Source organism: Pseudomonas sp. NPDC089396, assembly GCF_044749545.1.
Lineage (GTDB): Bacteria > Pseudomonadota > Gammaproteobacteria > Pseudomonadales > Pseudomonadaceae > Aquipseudomonas.
This window is the reverse complement of sequence record NZ_JBIVIC010000004.1, coordinates 234614-253401: the sequence shown is the minus strand read 5'-3', so window position 1 is coordinate 253401 and position 18788 is coordinate 234614. Positions and strand designations below refer to the sequence as shown.

Annotated in this window: 20 protein-coding genes; 9 read left to right on the top strand and 11 right to left on the bottom strand. The window is 64.6% G+C overall.

Annotated features, from left to right (window positions below):
- Nucleotides 1–4: 4 nt before the first annotated feature.
- Genes ACIPZB_RS09370 through ACIPZB_RS09360 form a run of 3 tightly spaced genes read right to left on the bottom strand, consistent with a single transcriptional unit; the run spans nucleotide 5 to nucleotide 6119 of the window.
- The gene (locus tag ACIPZB_RS09370; RefSeq protein WP_400639966.1) at nucleotides 5–3676 is read right to left on the bottom strand and encodes a translocation/assembly module TamB domain-containing protein; all 3672 of its coding nucleotides are present in this window, start codon (nucleotides 3674–3676) and stop codon (nucleotides 5–7) included.
- Nucleotides 3676–5418, bottom strand: coding sequence for an autotransporter assembly complex family protein (locus ACIPZB_RS09365; protein ID WP_400640135.1), 1743 nt, complete (start codon nucleotides 5416–5418; stop codon nucleotides 3676–3678). The genes ACIPZB_RS09370 and ACIPZB_RS09365 overlap by 1 nt, the downstream gene beginning before the upstream one ends.
- A 50-nt stretch (nucleotides 5419–5468) precedes the next feature.
- Entirely contained in the window at nucleotides 5469–6119 is a 651-nt protein-coding gene (locus tag ACIPZB_RS09360) for a GNAT family N-acetyltransferase (RefSeq protein WP_400639965.1), read from the bottom strand.
- A 162-nt stretch (nucleotides 6120–6281) separates the two neighbouring features.
- On the opposite strand from ACIPZB_RS09360, the gene xthA reads away from it, so the two are divergent.
- Nucleotides 6282–7094, top strand: a complete 813-nt coding sequence (xthA, locus tag ACIPZB_RS09355; protein ID WP_400639964.1) for an exodeoxyribonuclease III — start codon at nucleotides 6282–6284, stop codon at nucleotides 7092–7094.
- A gap of 106 nt (nucleotides 7095–7200) precedes the next feature.
- On the opposite strand, the gene ACIPZB_RS09350 is transcribed toward xthA, so the two are convergent.
- Entirely contained in the window at nucleotides 7201–7953 is a 753-nt protein-coding gene (locus tag ACIPZB_RS09350; RefSeq protein WP_400639963.1) for an anti-sigma factor family protein, read from the bottom strand.
- Nucleotides 7950–8471 (bottom strand): sigma-70 family RNA polymerase sigma factor, encoded by a 522-nt coding sequence (locus ACIPZB_RS09345; RefSeq protein ID WP_400639962.1) that lies wholly within the window; start codon nucleotides 8469–8471, stop codon nucleotides 7950–7952. Before ACIPZB_RS09345 ends, ACIPZB_RS09350 begins: the two co-directional genes overlap by 4 nt.
- 130 nt (nucleotides 8472–8601) lie before the next feature.
- Here ACIPZB_RS09345 and ACIPZB_RS09340 point away from each other — a divergent pair, with 130 nt between their 5' ends.
- The 4 genes from ACIPZB_RS09340 (at nucleotide 8602) to ACIPZB_RS09325 (ending at nucleotide 12086) form a co-directional block, all read left to right on the top strand.
- The gene (locus tag ACIPZB_RS09340; RefSeq protein ID WP_400639961.1) at nucleotides 8602–9648 is read left to right on the top strand and encodes a catalase family peroxidase; all 1047 of its coding nucleotides are present in this window, start codon (nucleotides 8602–8604) and stop codon (nucleotides 9646–9648) included.
- Nucleotides 9645–10178, top strand: coding sequence for a cytochrome b (locus ACIPZB_RS09335; RefSeq protein ID WP_008098174.1), 534 nt, complete (start codon nucleotides 9645–9647; stop codon nucleotides 10176–10178). The genes ACIPZB_RS09340 and ACIPZB_RS09335 overlap by 4 nt, the downstream gene beginning before the upstream one ends.
- Before the next feature lie 79 nt (nucleotides 10179–10257).
- A complete protein-coding gene (locus ACIPZB_RS09330; protein WP_400639960.1) occupies nucleotides 10258–11463 on the top strand; it encodes an MFS transporter in 1206 nt (401 codons plus the stop codon).
- A 77-nt stretch (nucleotides 11464–11540) separates the two neighbouring features.
- Nucleotides 11541–12086, top strand: coding sequence for a cupin domain-containing protein (locus ACIPZB_RS09325; RefSeq protein ID WP_008098170.1), 546 nt, complete (start codon nucleotides 11541–11543; stop codon nucleotides 12084–12086).
- A 19-nt stretch (nucleotides 12087–12105) separates the two neighbouring features.
- Here the strand turns inward: ACIPZB_RS09325 and ACIPZB_RS09320 are convergent, their stop codons facing one another.
- Both ACIPZB_RS09320 and ACIPZB_RS09315 read right to left on the bottom strand, forming a co-directional pair.
- Entirely contained in the window at nucleotides 12106–12711 is a 606-nt protein-coding gene (locus tag ACIPZB_RS09320; protein WP_400639959.1) for a 2-hydroxychromene-2-carboxylate isomerase, read from the bottom strand.
- 27 nt (nucleotides 12712–12738) lie between these two features.
- A complete protein-coding gene (locus tag ACIPZB_RS09315) occupies nucleotides 12739–13470 on the bottom strand; it encodes an SDR family oxidoreductase (RefSeq protein ID WP_400639958.1) in 732 nt (243 codons plus the stop codon).
- A gap of 88 nt (nucleotides 13471–13558) precedes the next feature.
- On the opposite strand from ACIPZB_RS09315, the gene ACIPZB_RS09310 reads away from it, so the two are divergent.
- Entirely contained in the window at nucleotides 13559–14122 is a 564-nt protein-coding gene (locus ACIPZB_RS09310; RefSeq protein WP_400639957.1) for a TetR/AcrR family transcriptional regulator, read from the top strand.
- Nucleotides 14109–14702 carry a DUF4157 domain-containing protein gene (locus ACIPZB_RS09305; protein WP_400639956.1) on the top strand — a complete coding sequence of 198 codons (594 nt, stop codon included), beginning with the start codon at nucleotides 14109–14111 and terminating at the stop codon, nucleotides 14700–14702. The genes ACIPZB_RS09310 and ACIPZB_RS09305 overlap by 14 nt, the downstream gene beginning before the upstream one ends.
- A 45-nt stretch (nucleotides 14703–14747) precedes the next feature.
- Here the strand turns inward: ACIPZB_RS09305 and ACIPZB_RS09300 are convergent, their stop codons facing one another.
- Complete coding sequence (locus tag ACIPZB_RS09300; protein WP_400639955.1) at nucleotides 14748–15740, bottom strand: bile acid:sodium symporter family protein; 993 nt, start codon at nucleotides 15738–15740, stop codon at nucleotides 14748–14750.
- 121 nt (nucleotides 15741–15861) lie between these two features.
- On the opposite strand from ACIPZB_RS09300, the gene ampC reads away from it, so the two are divergent.
- Together ampC and ACIPZB_RS09290 are read left to right on the top strand one after the other, a co-directional pair.
- Nucleotides 15862–17010, top strand: a complete 1149-nt coding sequence (gene ampC, locus ACIPZB_RS09295) for a class C beta-lactamase (RefSeq protein WP_400639954.1) — start codon at nucleotides 15862–15864, stop codon at nucleotides 17008–17010.
- A gap of 297 nt (nucleotides 17011–17307) precedes the next feature.
- On the top strand, nucleotides 17308–17640 hold the full coding sequence (locus tag ACIPZB_RS09290; protein ID WP_400639953.1) for a hypothetical protein: 333 nt from the start codon (nucleotides 17308–17310) through the stop codon (nucleotides 17638–17640).
- Between the two features lie 46 nt (nucleotides 17641–17686).
- Here the strand turns inward: ACIPZB_RS09290 and ACIPZB_RS09285 are convergent, their stop codons facing one another.
- The 3 genes from ACIPZB_RS09285 to ACIPZB_RS09275 all read right to left on the bottom strand — a co-directional run bounded on the left by ACIPZB_RS09285 (nucleotide 17687) and on the right by ACIPZB_RS09275 (nucleotide 18782).
- The gene (locus ACIPZB_RS09285; RefSeq protein WP_008098152.1) at nucleotides 17687–17986 is read right to left on the bottom strand and encodes a hypothetical protein; all 300 of its coding nucleotides are present in this window, start codon (nucleotides 17984–17986) and stop codon (nucleotides 17687–17689) included.
- A 151-nt stretch (nucleotides 17987–18137) separates the two neighbouring features.
- Entirely contained in the window at nucleotides 18138–18326 is a 189-nt protein-coding gene (locus tag ACIPZB_RS09280) for a hypothetical protein (RefSeq protein ID WP_400639952.1), read from the bottom strand.
- Nucleotides 18327–18461: 135 nt separating this feature from the next.
- Nucleotides 18462–18782, bottom strand: a complete 321-nt coding sequence (locus ACIPZB_RS09275; RefSeq protein WP_008098148.1) for a YbjQ family protein — start codon at nucleotides 18780–18782, stop codon at nucleotides 18462–18464.
- Nucleotides 18783–18788 lie beyond the last annotated feature (6 nt).

Sequence of the window (18788 nt, the reverse complement as noted above, 5' to 3'; positions counted from 1 at the left end):
GCCATCAGAAGTCCCGCTTGTAGAAGATATCCAGCGAGCTTGCCACGCCGCTGGCCGCTTCCAGGTAGACCTTCTTGCTCAATTTGTAGCGCAGGGCGATGGTATTGGCCGGCTCGAACACCCCTACCCCATAACGCAGGCTCAGTTTCTCGGTCAGGTTGCCGCTGGCCACCACACTGGTGGTGGTTCCGGAGCCTTCGGTGTCCAGCTGGAAATCATCGATTCCCAGGCTCGACGCCAGGCTGCCGGTAATCCCGGCACTGCCAGCCAGCCCCAGGCCAAGGGCCGCCTCGGCGAGCATGTTGTTATCCTCACCCGAAGTGCCCAACGGGCGGCCCAGTACCAGATAGGACAGGGCCTGCTCCTGGCTCATGGCAGGCTCCGAGAACACCTTGGTGGTGGGTTGCTCGGCGCTGCCACTGAGGCGAATGCCGGCGATCACATCATCGACTTGGCGAATGGCTTCGATATCCAGGTATGGCTGGTCGATGGGACCGGCGAACAACAAGCGGGCACGGCGGATGGTCAGGCGTTGACCGTAAGCCCGGTAGCGGCCATCGGCCAGGCTCAGCTCCCCACGGGTGTCCATGTTGTCGCCGATGTGCACGTGGCCAAGCAGGTTGGCGGTCAGGCCGAAGCCCTTGAAGGACAGCTTGTCTCGCCCCACCTCGACATCGACGTCCATGGCCATGGCCATCGGCGGCTTGCCCTCCTCGGTCTGGTGGCCGACGATGACTGTATCGTCCGACACCTTGACGGTGGACGGCGGCAGCTCGCGCACCGTGATCTTGCCCTTGGGCACCTGCACCTTGCCCGTCACTGCCAATTTGTCGTCGATCAGCCGCAGAGTGAGATCCGGGGCCACTTCGAGCGTTGCGTAAGGTTCTACGGTAACCGGCAACTGCTGGCCCTGCAGACGCAGGTCCATGCCCAGGGCCTGACCCCAGGTCAGCTGGCCGTTCAACTGGCCGCGCCCTGCGTCACCGCTGCGCCAACCACCATTGAGATGCACCTGCTCGCCTGCAATCAAAGCCTTCAGCGACAGGTCCTGCAGGCTGACCGGCAGTTGCGCACCACTGACTTCGCCACCACTGAGCATCAGGTTGCCGTTGACCTGCGGCGCCAACAGCGTGCCGGACAAGCTGCCACTGCCGTTCAACTGCCCGGCCAGGCGCTCTACCATCGGCACGAATGGCCGGGCGATCGACAGGTCCAGGCCAGCCAGACGGAAATCACCCGACAGCGGCTTGTTCTTGCCCAGCGGGTCGAGCCGGGTGTTCAAGCTAAGCTCTCCCAAACGCTCGCCACGGAACGCCAAACGGGTGTCGACACGGCGCGGCGCCAGGCTGCTGTCGATGCGCAGCGTCTGGTAGGGGAAGTCGATCCAGCGCCCTTTGTCACGCACCCGCAGGGTGCCGCCACTGGCATCGATACTCACCATGCCTTTCGGGCCACTGGCTGGAATGTCCAGATTGACGTCGGCATTGAGCAGGCCCTGCCAGGCAAAGTCCTTCGGCAACCACTGTGCAAGGCTTTGCAACGGGAATTGCTTGAGGTGATAACGCAGGCGCGGTTCTGGCGCCAGGCGCTGATCCTCGCCGCACAGGCTGGCCTGCCCGGAGCGCCAGCAGTGCGCGCCGAAGTCCAGTTGGCCGCTGGCCAGCCGCTGCAGACGCGCCGGGGCTTGCAGTTGCCAATCCTGGCCACCGGCCTGGATCCTGCCACTGGCCAGACGCCCGCGCCAATCACCCTTGTTCAGTTGACCGTCCAGGCCCAGGTCGAGCTTCAGCTGCGGGCCATCGAGGGCAAGGGTCAGGGCCTGCTGGCGGATGTCGCCCTTGCCATTGGCGTGCAGGGTGCCCAGCACGGTATCACCCAGGCGGATGCCGTTGGCCTTGAGGTCGATCAGGCCACGCTGGGCGCTGTCCAGGCGGGCATCAAGGTCCAGACGTTGAATACGGTTTTCCGCCTGTGCCAGTTGCTGGCCCAGCAAGGTCAAGTTGCCCAGGGGTGCATCGAGCGTACCGCCCACATCCAGCCGGCCTTTCACCTGCCCTTGCAGCCGGGGCCACAGCTGTCCCAGGCGCGGCAGGTCGAGGTCGACACGCCCGGCCAGTCGCTGCTGCAGGCTGCCGCTGCCATTGATGCGATTGTCGCCCAGCTGCACGGCCAGGGCACCGAGGGTCCAGGCCTTGCCGGCGCCCTGGGCCTCGACCTTGAGCAACGCCGGCTGGCCGCGCAGGCGGCCTTTGAGATCGAGCTGCGCATCGAGGCTGAGCTGTTCGCCCTTCATCTCACCTTTGCTGCGCAGCGGGCCAGCCAGGGTACCGGGCAACTCGGCGAGCCAGTAGGCCGGGTCGAGTGCCGACAACTGCAGGTCGACGTCCCAGGCCAGGGCGTCGGCAAAGCGCACTGCGACACTGCCGGCGGCCTTGCCCTGGCCCGCCGTGAGGGCCAGCTGCGGCAAGCGCACCTGCCCCAGGTCACCGTCGAACGGGCTGGCCACGTTGAAGGCCCCCGCAGGGCCATCGAGGTCACCATTGAACGCCCCCTGGTAATTGCCATCGCGATACTGCACCTGGGCATTAAGGCGCTTGAGCGTGACCTGGGGCGGTGTTGCCAGCGGATACAGACGCAGCCAGGGGAAGTCCTGCCAGTCGAGCTGGGCATCGGCCACCAGGCCCTTCTGCCAGTCGGCAGTGGCTTGCAGCTTGACGCGCTGGCTGTCGCTGGCCGTCAGGTCCAGGGCATCCAGTTTCGCGCCCTTGGCATCGACTTTGCCAGTCAGGGCCAAGGCGATTGGCGCCTGCTCGGCGGGCAGGCTGGCGCTGCCGGCAAGTTGATAGCCCTTGAGCAGGTCACCTTGGGCATCGAGCTTGAGTTGATTCAACTGCAGCGTGTCGGGCAGCGACGCCGTTGGCTTGAAGGCATCGGAGCGGATCTGCACCTTGGCCGGCAGGTGTTCGGCCAGCGCCTGCACGCTGCCGGTAAGGTGCGCATCGAGGTAGCCGCTGCTGGTCGCGTCGAGCTCCAGGGTTTTCTGCAGCTCGCCCTTGGCGGTCAGTGCCAGTTGCCAGGCCTGCCCCTCCACCTTGGGGAGTTGCACCTGCCCTTGCAGTTGCAAGGGCCAGTCGCCCTCAGGCTGCAGGTCACCCTGCAGGCTCACCTGGAGGTCATCGCGCTGCAGATTCAGACTATCGATGCGCAGTCCACTGGCAGTCCAGTGCGCCGCCAGGTGCAGGTCACCCAGCAGGTCGCTGCCGTCCAGGCGCACCTGGCCTACCTTGACTTCACCGAGCTCGATGGCCACTGGCAGGCGCAGCATCGGCAACTGCACCGGGCCGCTTTCGGCAGGCTGATCGCTTGGCGCAAAGGCCATGTCGATGCGTTCGGCCTGCAACTGTTCGATGCACAGCGTGGCCCGCAGCAAGCAGCCAGGCGACCACTTCAGCAGCGGCGCTTGTACCTCGACACGGTTGCCGGCGTCGTTCCAGCTCAACTGGCTGGCCTGCCAACTGCCGGCCAGGCGTCCCTTGAAGTCGATTACCGAAAGGCCCGGCACCTGCCCGAGGGCCCAACGGCCGCCACCTTCGGTGCCCAGCAACACGCTCAGGGCCAGGGCCACCAGCAGTACACTGCCGAGCACGCCCAGCACAATGATTTTCAACGCACGCATCACAGCTCAGGCCCCATGGAGAAGTGCAGGCGAATACCGCCGTCGTCATCGAGCGCCTTGGCCAGGTCCAGTCGCAGCGGCCCAACCGGCGAAACCCAACGCACGCCGAAGCCGACACCGGTCTTGAGGCTGGGAAGCTCCAGGGTATTGAACGAATTGCCCTGGTCGACGAAGGTTGCCACCCGCCATTTTTCGGTCAGCGAATACTGGTACTCGACACTTCCCGCCACCAGGTAGCGGCCACCAATGCGGTCGCCGTCGCTGTTTTTCGGCGACAGCGTCTGATAGTCGTAGCCACGCACGCTCTGATCGCCACCGGCGAAGAAGCGCAGTGACGGCGGGATGTTGTTCTTGTAGCCGTTGGTTGCGCTGCCACCGAATTGCACCCGCCCCAGGAAACGATGGTGATGGCCCAGGGTGGTCAGGCCTTTGAGCAGGACATTGCCATGCAGCAGGTTGGTGTCCGACACCACGCCCTCCTTGGCCGCCTGCGTGTCGAACTGCAGGCGATAGCCATTGTGCGGATCGATGCGGTTGTCGCTGCGCAGGTACGAGAAGCTCACGCCCGGCATCAGCAAAGTACTCAGTCCCGAGTCGTCGCCCAGGCGATATTCTTCGTGCTGGTACTTCAGGGAAATGACCCGCTGCCAGCCGCTGGGCAACTTGCTGTGCCATTCAGGGCCAACGGTCAGCAGCTGGCTGAGGGTATCGGTGCCGGCGATCTCTTCGTTCTGATAGCCACCGGCGAATCGCAGCTTGTCGGTCAGTGGCGGGTCCAAAGGCACGTCGTACCACAGGCCGACGTTCTGCCGAGGCACCGACAATTCGGTTTCCCAGCCGTAGCTGTGGCCCTGTGGGTTGACCCAGTGACGCGTCCAGTTGGCCTTGCCGCGCGGACCGACGTCGGTCGAGAAGCCCAGACCCAGCCCCATGGTCCTCGGTTTGCGGATATCCAGGCGGACATCCACGGGGATTTCTTCAGCCACTGCAGCGGTGGGTGCGGCGTCGACCCGCACGCCTTCGAAATAGCCGCTCGATTGCAGGTCGTTGTTGAGTTCGGCGATCAGCTCCGAGTCATACGGCGTGCCGGGTTTGAATGAAACCATGCGTTGCAGCAGGTCCTCATCCAGCGGCGAGTCGCCACTGAACACCACCGCGCCCAGGCGATACCGCGGGCCGCTCTGGTACACCAGCTCGATGTCGGCCACACCGGCCTGCGGGTCGACCGCCAGGCGCTGCCGGCTGAAGCGCCCGCTGAAAAAGCCATAGCGCGACGCCTGGTTCTGGATCAACCGCTTGGCGTCCTCATACAGGCCATGGTTGAGCGGTTCGCCTGCGCGCAGGGCTTTGCTGTCGGGCACGCGAAAGGCCTTCATCTCGCTGGCCGGCCCTTCGATACGCACGGTCACATTCCGCAGGCGCACGGGTTCGCCTGGGTCGATATGAATGATGAGCTTTGCCGGTTGGTCAGCCTTGGTCGGCGGCTTGACCTCGGTGTCGATCTGCGCCTGATAGTAGCCAAGTGCCTGCGCGGCCTTGCGCGCCTGCTCCTGTGCCCCGCGGCTGAAGCGCAACAGCGCTTCCTCGTCGCGGTCTCCCAGGCTGCCGATATAGCCTTCGACATTGGCCTTGAGCGCCTTGTTGGCGGGCTTTACCTGCACCAGCAACTCGCTCTGGCCCCATGCTGCAAAACTGGCGGCCCAGATAACCAGGCCCCAGGTTAGTCTTCCTGAATACGTCATGGCGCGCATGCTACCAGAGCCAGCCGCTCAAGGGAGCCGTCTGCCGCTCCTCATGCAGTCCTTGGCATGGAGGATCGCGGATTGGGGTGGAAAAAGACCCGCTCGCGGATCGGCCCCACGGCAACCTCGCCTATCTCTTCGTAGCCCTGGCGCTCATAGAAGGCCAGGTAATGCTCATTGCCAGAGTCCAGTACCACACCTTGGGTATTAGGGTCTTCCGCGCACCAGTCGTGCACAGCCTGCAACAATTGTTCGCCGTAGTGGCTGCCGCGAAACTGCGGGTGCACGCCCAGCAGCGGCAGCATATGCACCTTGCCCGTGGGCAGGCAGCTGGCGAGCGCTGCCTGGTAGTCCATGTAGCGTCGGGTACAGCGCTGGCCAGTGCCCAGCAGCATGCGCAGGCGCCAGGCCCAGCTGTCGGCCACACCCAACCTGCGTTGCGGCGGCACGATCAGGGCCAGGGCGATCAAGCGGTCTTCCAGCAGCAGGCCGATGGCAGGCAATTGCAGATAGAAGTGCTGGCGTACCCACTCGCGCACCATCACCCGCAAGCGTCGTTCATAGCCCGGGCGCTGGGCTTCGAAAATATAGGCGAAGGTAGGCTCGTGGCGGTAGGCGTGGTACAGCAGCGAGCGCGCCTCGCGGCTGTAGCCATCATCGAGCGAGCAGATGCGGGCCTGGGCGACAGTGGCTTCGGGCATTGCGAGTAGTCCTCCTGGAATGGGCATACAGTGCCTTGGAGGTGCCGCAGTGCGCATCGTTCACCCCTGACTGCACGTTAGCAGCGCCTTGGCGATGCTGCCATGCTGGAGATCAAGGCCGATGTCGGCTAGCATCCGGCCTTTTACCAGGATCGTCTTTCCATGAAGATCGTCTGTTTCAACATCAACGGCCTGCGAGCCCGCCCGCACCAGCTGGCGGCGCTGATCGACAAGCACCAGCCGGACGTGATCGGCCTGCAGGAAACCAAGGTCAGCGACGATCAGTTCCCCTTGGCCGATGTCCAGGCGCTGGGTTACCACGTGCACTACCACGGGCAAAAGGGCCACTACGGCGTCGCCCTGCTCTCGCGCCAGGCGCCCCTGAGCCTGTACAAGGGCTTTGCCAGCGATGAGGAGGACGCCCAGCGCCGCTTCATCTGGGGCACGTTCGCCGATGCCGACGGCAACCCGATCACCATCATGAACGGCTACTTCCCACAAGGCGAAAGCCGTGACCACCCCACCAAGTTCCCGGCCAAGCAGCGCTTTTACAGCGATCTGCAGGCGCTGCTCGAAGGGCAGTTCAAACAAGACCAGCCAGTGCTGGTGATGGGGGACATGAACATCTCGCCCCAGGACTGCGACATTGGCATTGGCGCGGACAACGCCAAGCGTTGGCTGAAGACCGGCAAGTGCAGCTTCCTGCCCGAGGAACGCGAATGGATGGAGCGTCTCAAGGGCTGGGGCCTGGTGGACAGCTTCCGCCACTTGTACCCGGACGTGACCGACCGTTTCAGCTGGTTCGACTATCGCAGCCGTGGTTTTGAGGACCAGCCCAAGCGTGGGCTTCGTATCGACCTGATCATGGCTTCGCAGCATCTGGTGCCGCGGATCAAGGCTGCGGGCGTGGACTATGAGCTGCGCGCGATGGAGAAGCCTTCGGATCATGCGCCGATCTGGCTGGAATTGAGCTAAGAGCCTGCCTTTATCGAGTGGGTGTCCTTGAGATCGAGCGCCGCGCGGGCGGCGCTCGATCTCATGAACGCTGACAATCTTCCGCCAGGCCTGCTCGCGACACCACCTACAAACCCAACCGCAACGCCTCCCCCACTCCCGCCCCGCGCACATCGTCCGCCGCGCTGACCAGGGCAAAGTTGTACGCCCCATGTGACCAGTACCGCGCTTGCAGCTGCCCATCGACCCGCTGCCCATCCGGCATGCGCTGGTAGCGGTCGCCCGGCGAGCGCAGGAACAGGCTGATGCGCTGGCCATGGCGATCCTGAAACACCAGCAACGCCGCCGGCCCCTGCTCGTTGCTCAGCAACCTCGCGCCCACTGGCTGAAAGCCATAACCGCTAAGGTCGGGCAACTGGCCTACCCGATTGAAATGGCTACCAAGCCATTCGCGCAACCGTGTCGGATCACTGGCCTGGATATCCAGCGCCTCACTGCCGGCAAACAATCGGTGCGCCTGGACTGCATCGGCCATGGGCAGTTCGTTGCGCGCCCAGGTCGCCTGCCGCGCCTGCCAGCCACCCAGCCCGCCCACCCCAAGGGCCAGCAGCAGAACCGCTGCCGACGCCAGGCGCCGCTGCCGACGCTGGCGCAAGCGCCGCTGCACCTGAGCCAGATCGAGCTGCGCCCCCCCCGGCTGCTCGCCGAACCCCGCCAGCGCCGCGCGCAAACGCCGGGCATCGCTGCGCCAGGCCTCGATCCTCGCCGCTTCGTGTGGATTGGCTGCCAGCCAGGCCTGCACCTCGGCACGGCGCGCCGGCGCAAGGCGGTCGTCGACATAGGCGTGCAGTTCGTCTTCGCTGGGTATCAGGCGTGTCATTTCAGTCTCCGCAAGGCCGTAGGCTTGGGGTTGCCTTCGGTCAGATCGCGCAAGGCGGCACGGGCGCGGGACAGGCGCGACATCACCGTGCCGATGGGAATGTTCAAGGTCTCGGCAGCCTCCTTGTAGCTCAGCCCCTCGATACTGACCAACAGCAGCAGGGCACGCTGTTCAGTCGACAAGTGGGCAAACGCCTGCAGGTCGGCCTGGGCCAGGACGATGTTTTCGATATTGCCACCCACCGCTTCGCAGTCCTGCTCGGCACGGCCGAACCAGGACAACCAACGGGCGTGCAGGCGCTCACGGCGTTTGCCGTCGAGAAACAAGCGGTAAAGGATGGTGAACAACCAGGCCCGCAATGCCTCCTCGTCACGTTGCTGGTCACGCCGGCTCAAAGCGCGTTCGACGGTGGCCTGGACCAGGTCGTCGGCGCTGCCAGTCTCACGGGTCAGCCACAAGGCAAAGCGGCGCAAGCGCTGCAGCAGTTCGCGCCACTGCTGTTCGTCCAGGTCGTGCATGGCAAGTTACCGGCTTTTCGGGTTGTCAGTGTATGGGGCAGACGCCTGGCTACAAAATTTATTCCCCGCGAGGGAATAAGTATTCCCCTGCCCCGTCGTACTGGCACCTTCACTGAACCGGAATTTCATCATGAACTCACCTTTGCACGGCCCCGCCAAGGCCTTGCGCCTGGCCGGCATCGGCGCCGTGATGCTGGCCCTGGGCGCCGGCTTCGCCTATGCCGCTGGCTGGATCGGCGGGCCCCGACTGACCCCGCAGCGCATCATCGACACCTTCGAGGCCCAGTCCGGCCACTACGCAGGCTATCGCAAGAACCACGCCAAGGGGCTGTGCGTCAGCGGCTACTTCCAGCCCTCGGGTCAGGCCGCCACATTGTCGACCGCCCGCGCCTTCAGCCAAACCCGCGTGCCGGTGATCGGCCGCTTCGCCATAGGCGGCGCCAACCCGTTCGCGCCCGATACCGGCGTACCGGTGCGCAGCCTGGCGATCCAGCTGAGCACCGACGATGGCCAGGTGTGGCGCACCGGGATGAACAACCCGCCGGTGCTGGCCGTGAGCAACCCGCAAGGTTTCTATGAACAGGTGCTGGCCGGTGCGCCGGTCCCCGCCACCGGCAAACCGGACCCGGCGAAGATGCAGGCGTTCTTCGCCGCCCACCCTGAAAGCGCGGCCTTCCGCCAGTGGGCCGCGAGCTACAAGCCCAGCGACAGCTTTGCCAGCACCCAGTACCACAGCATCAATGCCTTCCGCCTGATCGATGCCGGCGGCGCCGCCCACCCGGTGCGCTGGCAGCTGGAGCCACAGACACGCTTCTCGCCCTTGCCTGGACAGGTCGACGACAAGCAGTTCTTGCAACATGACCTGCAGCAGCGCCTGGCCCAAGGCCCCCTGCGCTGGACCCTGCGCCTGGTCCTGGCCGAGCCCGGCGATGCAGTGGACGACCCCGCAAGCCCATGGCCTGCCGAACGGCGCAGCGTCGACGCCGGAACCCTGGTGGTCGAACGGGTCGATGGCCCTGAACAAGGCGCCTGCCGTGACCTGAACTTCGACCCATTGATCCTGCCCGCCGGCATCGAACCTTCCGCCGACCCGATCCTCGCCGCCCGCTCGGCTGCCTATTCGGAATCGTTCAACCGCCGTAGCCGCGAATCGCTCGGCACAGGAGCCAAGCCATGAATCCGCACGCTTTCCACCCGCTGCACCGTCTGCTGCACTGGCTGATGGCGATCCTGATCATTGCCATGCTGTTCATTGGCGTGAGCATGGTGGCCGACCTGTCGCCACGCCACCCCCTGCTGGTGGAACTGCACAAGGCCACGGGCCTGGCGCTTCTGCTGCTGGTCGTGGTGCGCATCGGCCTGCGCCTGACCCTGCCCCATCCCCCGCTGCCCCAAGACTTGCCGTCCCTGCAACGCTTCGCCGCAGGCGCCTCGCACCTGCTGCTGTACGGCTTGATGCTGGCCATGCCACTGCTTGGCTGGGCCATGTTGTCGGCAGGCGGCTACCCGCGCCCCTTGCAGCTACCGGCCATCGCCCCGCACGACCTGCAGCTGTATGCGGTGCTGCGCCAGGCCCACGGCTGGGCCGGCTACCTGTTGTTCGCCACCGTGGTGGTGCACCTGGGGGCCGCACTGATGCATGCCCTGGTACGCCGCGACGGCGTGCTGCGCAGCATGTGGCCAGGCCCGTTGCGCCGCAGCGAATGATGGCAGGCTGCCCAGGCAGGCTCGACACCCGGCAAGCATTCTCATTACTCTTGCCTGTCGAACTGCCCTGGACAGCCCCATGAATGCCGCAAAGGACTCTGCCACCCTCATTCCCGCCACCACCCTGGACCTGCGACCGCTGTTGCTGGTGACCATGGCGTGCACCATGTCGATGATGGCATTCGTCGCCCTGATCGGCCCCATCGCCCGTCTGCTCGGCATGGCCACCTGGCAAGCAGGCGCGGCGGTGACCGTGGCCGGGGTCGTCTGGGTACTGCTGGCCCGCCGCTGGGGCCGCGCCGCCGACCGCCTTGGCCGGCGGCGTATCCTGCTGCTGGGCAGTGCCGGCTTCACCCTCGCCTATTGGCTGCTGTGCCTGTTCATCGAAGGTGCCTTGCGTTGGCTGCCGTCAGCAGCCGTGGCATTCGTCGGCCTGATGCTCGCCCGGGGCGCCATCGGCGCTTTCTACGCCGCCATCCCGGTGGCCTGCAACGCCCTGATCGCCGACCATGTCGAACCGCAGCGACGTGCCCGAGCCATGGCCTCACTGGGCGCGGCCAGTGCCATCGGCCTGGTACTGGGGCCGGCACTTGCGGCATTGCTGGCCGAGCACAGCCTGAGCCTGCCGTTCCATGTGATGTCATTGCTGCCGGCCGGTGCGTTCCTGGTGCTGCTGTTCAAGCTCAAACCGCAACCCTTGGCCCACAGCCATGCACCCAGCCCGGTGCGGTTGACCGACCCGCGCCTGCGCCGGCCGCTGCTGGTGGCCTTCAGCGCGATGCTGAGCGTCACGGTTTCGCAGATCATCGTGGGTTTCTTCGCCCTCGACCGGTTGCACCAGGGCCCGGCAGAGGCCGCGCAAACCGCGGGCATAGCACTGACCACCGTCGGCGTGGCGCTGATCCTGTCCCAGGTCATCCTGCGCCAGTTGCAGTGGCCACCGCTGAAAATGATCCGGGTCGGTGCCAGTGTCTCGGCGCTGGGCTTCGCGGCGGGCGCATTGGCCACCACCGCGCCGTGGCTGTGGAGCTGCTACTTCGTTGCAGCCGCGGGCATGGGCTTCGTGTTCCCGGCCTTCTCGGCACTGGCGGCCAATGCCATGCAGGCCTCGGAACAGGGCTCGACCGCCGGTTCCATCGGCGCCGCACAAGGGATGGGGGCAGTGATTGGGCCGCTGGCCGGGACACTGGTCTATGCCCTCGACCCACGCCTGCCATTTCTTGCCGTGGCCCTGTTGCTGCTGCTAGTCGGGCTATGGCCGATGCCGCGCGAGCACCGGGCCTGACAAGCACAGCGCGCAAGTGAGCAGAGTGTGTTTTAATGCGTCGCCCATTATTTTTAACACCTCTGATTAAGGCGGCTATGGACACGGGGACACGACTCAAACTGGTGCGTGAACGCAACAACCTCTCCCAGCGGGAGCTGGCCCGCCGCAGCGGGCTGACCAACTCGACGATCTCGCAGATCGAGCAGAACCGCGTCAGCCCTTCGGTCAGCTCCCTGAAAAAACTGCTCGAAGGCATCCCCATGACCCTGGCGGAGTTCTTCAGCTTCGACGAACCGGTCCGGGAAGAGCGCTTCGTGTTCCGCGCCAGCGAACAGCCGGACCTGGGCCGAAATGGCCTGCGCATGCTGCTGGTTGGTGCCAGCGTCGAGGCACGCCAGATGCGTATGCTGCGTGAGCTGTATGCACCCGGCGCCGACTCGGGCGAACCCATCGTGCATGCCGAAGGCGAGGAATGTGGCCTGGTCACCCGCGGCACCGTTGAACTGTGGGTCGATGGCCAGGTGAGCATCCTCAGCTCTGGCGATGGCTACTACATCCCCACCACCCTGCCGCACAGCTTCAAGAACATTGGCCAGGATGAGGCCGAGATCATCAGCGCCAACACCCCGGCCAACTTCTGATACCTGGCTGGCGGTACCGCTAGAGGTGAGCCGGCCGAGCCAGTGCCTGCTCGACGAAATCCAGGCGATCCTGGCCGAAGTACATCTGCCCTTCGACAAAACACGTCGGCGCGCCAAACACCCCGCGCGCCACCGCCTCAATGGTCGTCTGCTTGAGCGCTGCCTTCACTTCACCGTCTGCCGCCAGGGCGTGGAATTGGGCCGGGTCGAAACCGGCCTCGCCGAGCGTTTCGTCCAGCACGGCAGGCTCGCCCAGGTTGCGCCGCTGCGCCCAAAGCCCGTTGAACAACGCTGCCAGCAGCGCCTCGAAGCGTGCCGGCGCATGCAACTGAGTGCCGATCACGCCGCGCATCAGGGCCAAGGTATTGAGCGGAAACCCCGGCGGCAGCCCGAACGGCACGTCATAGCGCGCGGCAAATCGGGCCAGGTCGGTGAACATGTAGCGGCCCTTAGCCGGGATCATTACAGGCGAAGCATTGCCGGTGGCCTGGAATACCCCGCCCAGCAACATGGGCCGGTAGCACAGCGTTGCGCCCTGCCGGGCGCAGAGGTCGGGTAGCTGGGTCCAGGCCAGGTAGCTGGCAGGGCTGCCCAGGTCGAAGAAGAACTCGACGGTCTTGCTCATGTGATGCACTCCTTGATGAGTCAGGGCTTACCAGCGTTCCATCCACGGGCGCAGGTCCAGTTCGAACGTCCAGGCATCGCGCGGCTGTGCGTGCAGGAACCAGTAGCTGTCGGCGATGTGTGCAGGGTCGAGGATGCCGTCCTGCGCCTTGAGGGCGTAGCGCTCAGGGAAACTGTCGCGGATGAAGGCCGTATCGATGGCACCGTCCACCACCACATGGGCAACGTGGATGTTACGCGGCCCGAGCTCCCGCGCCATGCTCTGCGCCAGGGCGCGCAACCCATGCTTGGCCCCGGCGAAGGCCGCGAAGCCGGCCGCACCACGGGTGCCGGCGGTGGCACCGGTGAACAGCAGCGTGCCGCGCTCGCGGGTGACCATGCGCCGGGCGACCGCCTGGGCGGTCAAGAAGCCGGCAAAGCACGCCATTTCCCAGACCTTGAAGTATCTGCGCGGGGTTTCGTCGAGGATACTGCAGGGCACATTGGCGCCGATATTGAAGACAAAGGCTTCGATTGGCCCGATATCGCGCTCGATCGTCTCGACCAGCTCGGCCACTTCCTCTTCCTTGCGCGCATCTGAGCCGAAGCCATGGGCCTGGCCGCCAGCGGCACGAATTTCGTCCACCAAGGGTTGCAGTTTTTCGGCCTGGCGCCGGGTAACGCAGGCGACGTACCCCTCGCGGGCGAACCGCTTGGCAATTTCTCCGCCCGTGGCGTCTCCCGCGCCCACCACCAGCACCACTTTTTGTTGTTTTGCCACGTGCACCTCCATTGATGAACGATCATTTAGTAAACGAACGCTATGTTATGATCGCCCCCAACGTCAAGCCAGCGCTCAGAGGTTTTTCATGCGCTACTCCAGCGAACACAAGCAACAGACCCGCGACAAGCTGCTGGCCAGCACCGGTGCACTGGCCAAGCGCGGCGGTTTCGCCAGCACGGGGGTCGCCGGGCTGATGAAAGCCATAGGCCTCACCGGCGGCGCCTTCTACAACCACTTCCCGTCCAAGGATGATCTGTTCACCGAAGTGGTCCGCCAGGAACTGAGCAACAGCCCGCTGGGCCGCCTGGCTCAGAAAGGCGCCAGCCGCGAACGTCTGGCGCGCTGCCTGCAGCAGTACCTGAGCCTGGCGCACCTGCACGATGCCGAAGGCGGCTGCCCATTGCCGCCCTTGGGCGTGGAAATCGCCCGGGCTGAACGACCGGTACGCGAAGAGGCCGAACATTGGCTGACAAGCTTGCACGCCGCCTGGAGCGAAACCCTGGCCGATGATGCCCTGGCCTGGGCCCTGATCAGCCAGTGCGTCGGCGCGCTGGTGGTCGGGCGCATGCTGGCCAGCGAATCGGTGCAGTCCCAGGTGCTGGAAGCCAGCCGCGGATTGGTTGACAGGGCGCTGAATGAAAGCCACTAACCTGCTGTTGCTGTTATTGGCGAGCCTGTCGGCGTCAGCGGAGCAAGCCTGCCCACCCGGCCAGTACCCAATATGCCTGATGGGCTGTTTTTGCGCGCCATTCGATCCCGGCCAGGCTGGCCAGGTGCTCAAGGATGTCGAGGTCATGGCCTCCAGCAGCCTGGCCTATGCCTTGCGCCAGGCCCGCGACGAGGCCACCGCCAGCGGCAGCGAACCTATTCCCCTGCACATCCGCGTTCAGCTCGAACCCTGGTACGACTTTGCCGTGCTCGACGCCGCACGCTACCGGGTGGGCGACGAGCAGCAACTGAGCGCCGCCAACGCGCTGCTGCAAAACCCCGATGTGAACGCGGTGACGTTGATCGACACGATCATGTTCCGCCATGCCAGCGATGCCGAGGACAATGTGGCGCTGTGGGCGCACGAGCTCAAGCATGTGCAGCAGTATCAGGAACTGGGCGTAGAGGAATTCGCCCGGCGCTACACGCGCGACTACCAGGCGCTGGAGGGGCCGGCCTACCAGATTGAGGCCGAGGTCGCCAAGGCATTGCGCGAGCGCGGCTCAGGGCAGGCCCGTTAGCGAGTACCGGCCTCGGTGAGGAGGCCGTGTGAAAACACGCCGCTGTCAGGAAGAAGCAGCAGCCTCCTCGCCCGCGGCTTCCCGGCTGGCATACCGCTGAGCCAATACCGCACAGACCATCAGCTGGATCTGGTGAAACAGCATCAACGGTAGGATCATCGCCCCGATGCCACTGCCAACGAACAGCACCTGGGCCATGGGCACCCCTGTCGCCAGGCTCTTCTTGGAGCCGGCGAAGAGGATGGTGATGCGGTCTTCCAGGTTGAAACCCAGCACCTTGCCGAGCAGGCGCGTACCGAACAGCACCACTGCCAGCAGGATGCCGCAGACGACGAACAGTCCAGCCAGGTGCTGCGTCGAAACCGTGTGCCACAGCCCGGTGACCACCGCCTCGCTGAACGCGGTGTAGACCACCAGCAGGATCGAGCCTTGGTCCACCAGCTTCAGCCAGCGTGCATTACGCTTGACCCAGGCGCCGATCCAGCGCCGGGCGATCTGCCCGGCCACGAAGGGCACCAGCAGCTGCAGGGTGATTTTCAGCACCGCATCGAGGCCCGAACCGGTGTCGCCACTGGCGCCCAGCAACATCATCACCAGCAGCGGCGTCAGGAAGATCCCCAACAGGCTCGAGGCAGCAGCGCTGCAGATGGCTGCCGGCACGTTGCCGCGCGCCAGCGAGGTGAAGGCAATGGCCGATTGTACGGTGGCCGGCAAGGCACACAGGTATAGCACGCCCAGGTACAGTTCGTTGCCCACCAACGGCACGAACACCGGCTTGAACGCCATACCCAGCAATGGGAACAGCACGAAGGTGCAGGAGAACACCAGCAGGTGCAGGCGCCAGTGGCCCGCGCCAGCAATGATCGCCTCGCGCGACAGCTTGGCGCCATGCAGGAAGAACAGCAGGCCGATGGCCAGGTTGGTCAGCCAGCCAAAATAGACCGCGCCGTCGCCCGAGCAGGGCAGCACGGTGGCGATCAACACCACACCGAGCAACGCCAGGGTGAAGTTGTCGAACAACATGCGCAAATACTTCATAACAGTTTCCGTCTTGTCGTTGTGCAAGGGCAGACGATAAGGTCTGGAACTTTTTCACGCTAACGCCGGAACCCCCACTGGTGTCGCTCAACGGACACAAATCCGAAAAGGATCTTTTTGCATGCCACTCGCTCGACTCGCACGGCTTCTTGTTGCCACTGCCTTCGCGTTGGGCAGCGTCACTGCACATGCCGGCACATCACTGCAGGCCCAGGTGGACGACGTGATCGAGCCCATGATGCGGGAGCACGGCATCGCCGGCATGGCTGTGGCCGTGTTCGCCAATGGCCAGGCGCATTACTTCAGCTATGGTGTGGCCAGCAAGGCCACAGCCGTACCGGTTAACGCCGATACCCTGTTCGAGATCGGCTCGCTGAGCAAGACTTACACCGCCACCCTCGCCGGCTTGGCCAGCGCTGAGGGCAAGCTCGATCTGCAAGCACCGGCCCGACGTTACCAACCAGCCCTGGCCGGCACGCCACTGGGTGACGCCAGCGTACTGGAACTGGGGGCCTACAGCGCCGACTGCCTGCCATTGCAGTTTCCCGACGAAGTACAGACCGACAGCCAAGCGCTGGACTTCTTGCGCAACTGGAAAACCCGGAGCGTCCACGGCACCCAGCGCTGCTATTCGAACCCAAGCCTGGGTTTGTTCGGCGACCTCGCCGCACGCGCACGCCAGCAACCGTTCGCGGAACTGATGAGCCAAGGCCTGTTACCGCAGATGGGCTTGCAACACACCTACCTGCAGGTGCCGGCGAACGCGCAAGGGCTGTATGCGCAGGGTTACGATGCGCAGAACCGTCCCGTGCGGGTCAACCCGGGTCCCTATGCCGATGAGGCCTATGGCATCAAGACCAGCGCCCGCGACCTGCTGCGCTACGTGCGTCTGCACATGCAGCCCGCCGAACTTTCACCGGCGCTGCGCAAAGCTGCCGCCATCACCCAGGCCGGCTACTTCCAGGTAGGCGCGATGACCCAAGGGCTCGGCTGGGAACGCTACCCCTTGCCGGCTTCGCTCGACACCCTGGTCGATGGCAACGGCCCCAGGCTGATCCGAGAACCCCAGGCTACCCATCGTCTCGACCCACCCCTGCCCGCCGTGCCCGATGCCTGGTACAACAAGACCGGATCGACCAGTGGTTTTGGCGCCTATGCCGCGTTCATTCCAGCCGAAGGCAAGGCCATCATATTGCTCGCCAACCGTAACTACCCCAATGAAGCGCGCGTGCGTGCCGCCTACCGGATTCTCTCCAGCCCTGGCCAGTGAAAGCCTCCCGCGAGCGGATTGTCGGACAAGATGTAGTGCATAAAAATATTCACTACAAAACGGTTGACGCCGTTCATCGCCCTTGTGCATGATGAAGCCGTCTCCCTGATCGGGAGCGGTGGCAAGGGTGTTCCAGACGGCCTGCGCGGTAACGCAGGCCGTCCGTGGAGAGGGAACTGTCCAAAAGGCAGCGTGAGAAAGCCCCTGTTGCGATGCTGCTGTAGCAGCCTAGGTAGCGCGCTACACGTGTAGCGCCAACTGTGAAAAATCACTAAAACAATGGGTAATGGGGGCTTTATGATGAACTTGAACAACAATCCTACGATCGACCAACTGGCTCAGCTGTTCGCCATGCGCAAGGACAGCCTCGACGACCACTTGCTGTGGGTCAGCCAAACCGGCGAAGTGCGTATAGACCGCCTGCCGCCGAACACGATCGAAGCCGAATTCGAAGCGCACCTGCCCAGCATGCGCGCCCGCTTCAAGGTCTACCGTCGTGGCCTGGGCTACGTCGGCAAGAAGGCCGCCGCCGACACCGAGTTCGTCGGCCGCGTACTGCAGACCCTGCAACAAGAATGGCCCGCCGCCCGTGAGCGGCAGGCAGTCAAGGTGATCGATCCACTCAACTGAGTGATCGCACCACTTACGGAGCCCGGCCCGCATAGGCCGGGCTTTTTCATGCCCGCCGTCGTTGCTGCTGCGGCAACTCCAGGGCACCGGTCGCCAGCGCCCGCGCCCGCTCGACACCCCACACCAGCGCGCGCGTCATGGTCTCGCCAGGCCGTGACGGGTAATACTCTTCCAGCAACGCCCTGCCATTCTCGCCGTACAGCCCAAGAAACAGTTGCGTGGCGCCAAGCCGTGACAGGCGCACCTGTATATCCAGGGTGGTGCCATCGCTCAATGCTTCATCGTGGCAGCGGCTGTGCAATTGCGCATCTGCCCACTGCCAGTAGGTTGCTTCCCTGACTCGCATGGCTCACTCCTTCCTTGCCTGAAATGCCTGAGATGTGGCGCCAGAAAACCACAACTGCCGGGGTTCGGCGAGCGCAACCCGCCGTTACCATGAGCAGGGTCAAACAACGCCAAGAAAAACCCCGCCAGTGGGCGGGGTTGTGTGAGCGGGATCACTTTTTCGGCGGTAGCCGAGGCGTGAAGCGGCCCTTCTTGCTGCGCTGCAGGTGTGCCGGCTGCAGCTCTTGCGAATCGTCCAGGGTCATGTGGGCGAAGCCCAGGCGGAAGGCCGCCTGACCGCAACGCACCTGGCTGTTGATCGGATACGCATCGTTCATGTCTTCGAAAAAGGACTCGCTCATGCCCTGTCTCCCTCCAGTGGCGACCGCGCCGGCAGAAGGTTTGCCTGGAAAAACGCAGCCTGTGAAAGTGAGACTAGCCGGTCATTTGCAGACTGCCCGGACAAACCCAGCAGACCCGACCAGTGGCGGCGCCGTCTATTTCAGGCGCACGGCGGTGCCGGTGGCGAACACCACGACCATGCCTCCTTGCACCGAAGGCATGCTGATCTCGAAGTCGACACCGACCACGGCATCAGCGTGCAACTGCCGTGCCCGTGCCTTGAGTTCTTCGGTGGCCTGCTCGCGGGCTTCACGCAATGCGCTTTCCAGGGTCTGCGAACGTCCCCCGAAGAAATCGCGAAATCGTGCGAAGAAATCGCGCACGAAGTTGATGCCCTGCACCGATTCAGAGCTGACCACGCCGAGGTACTCGGCGATCGGGCGGCCTTCGAGCTGGCTGGTAGTGGAAATGATCATCGCAAG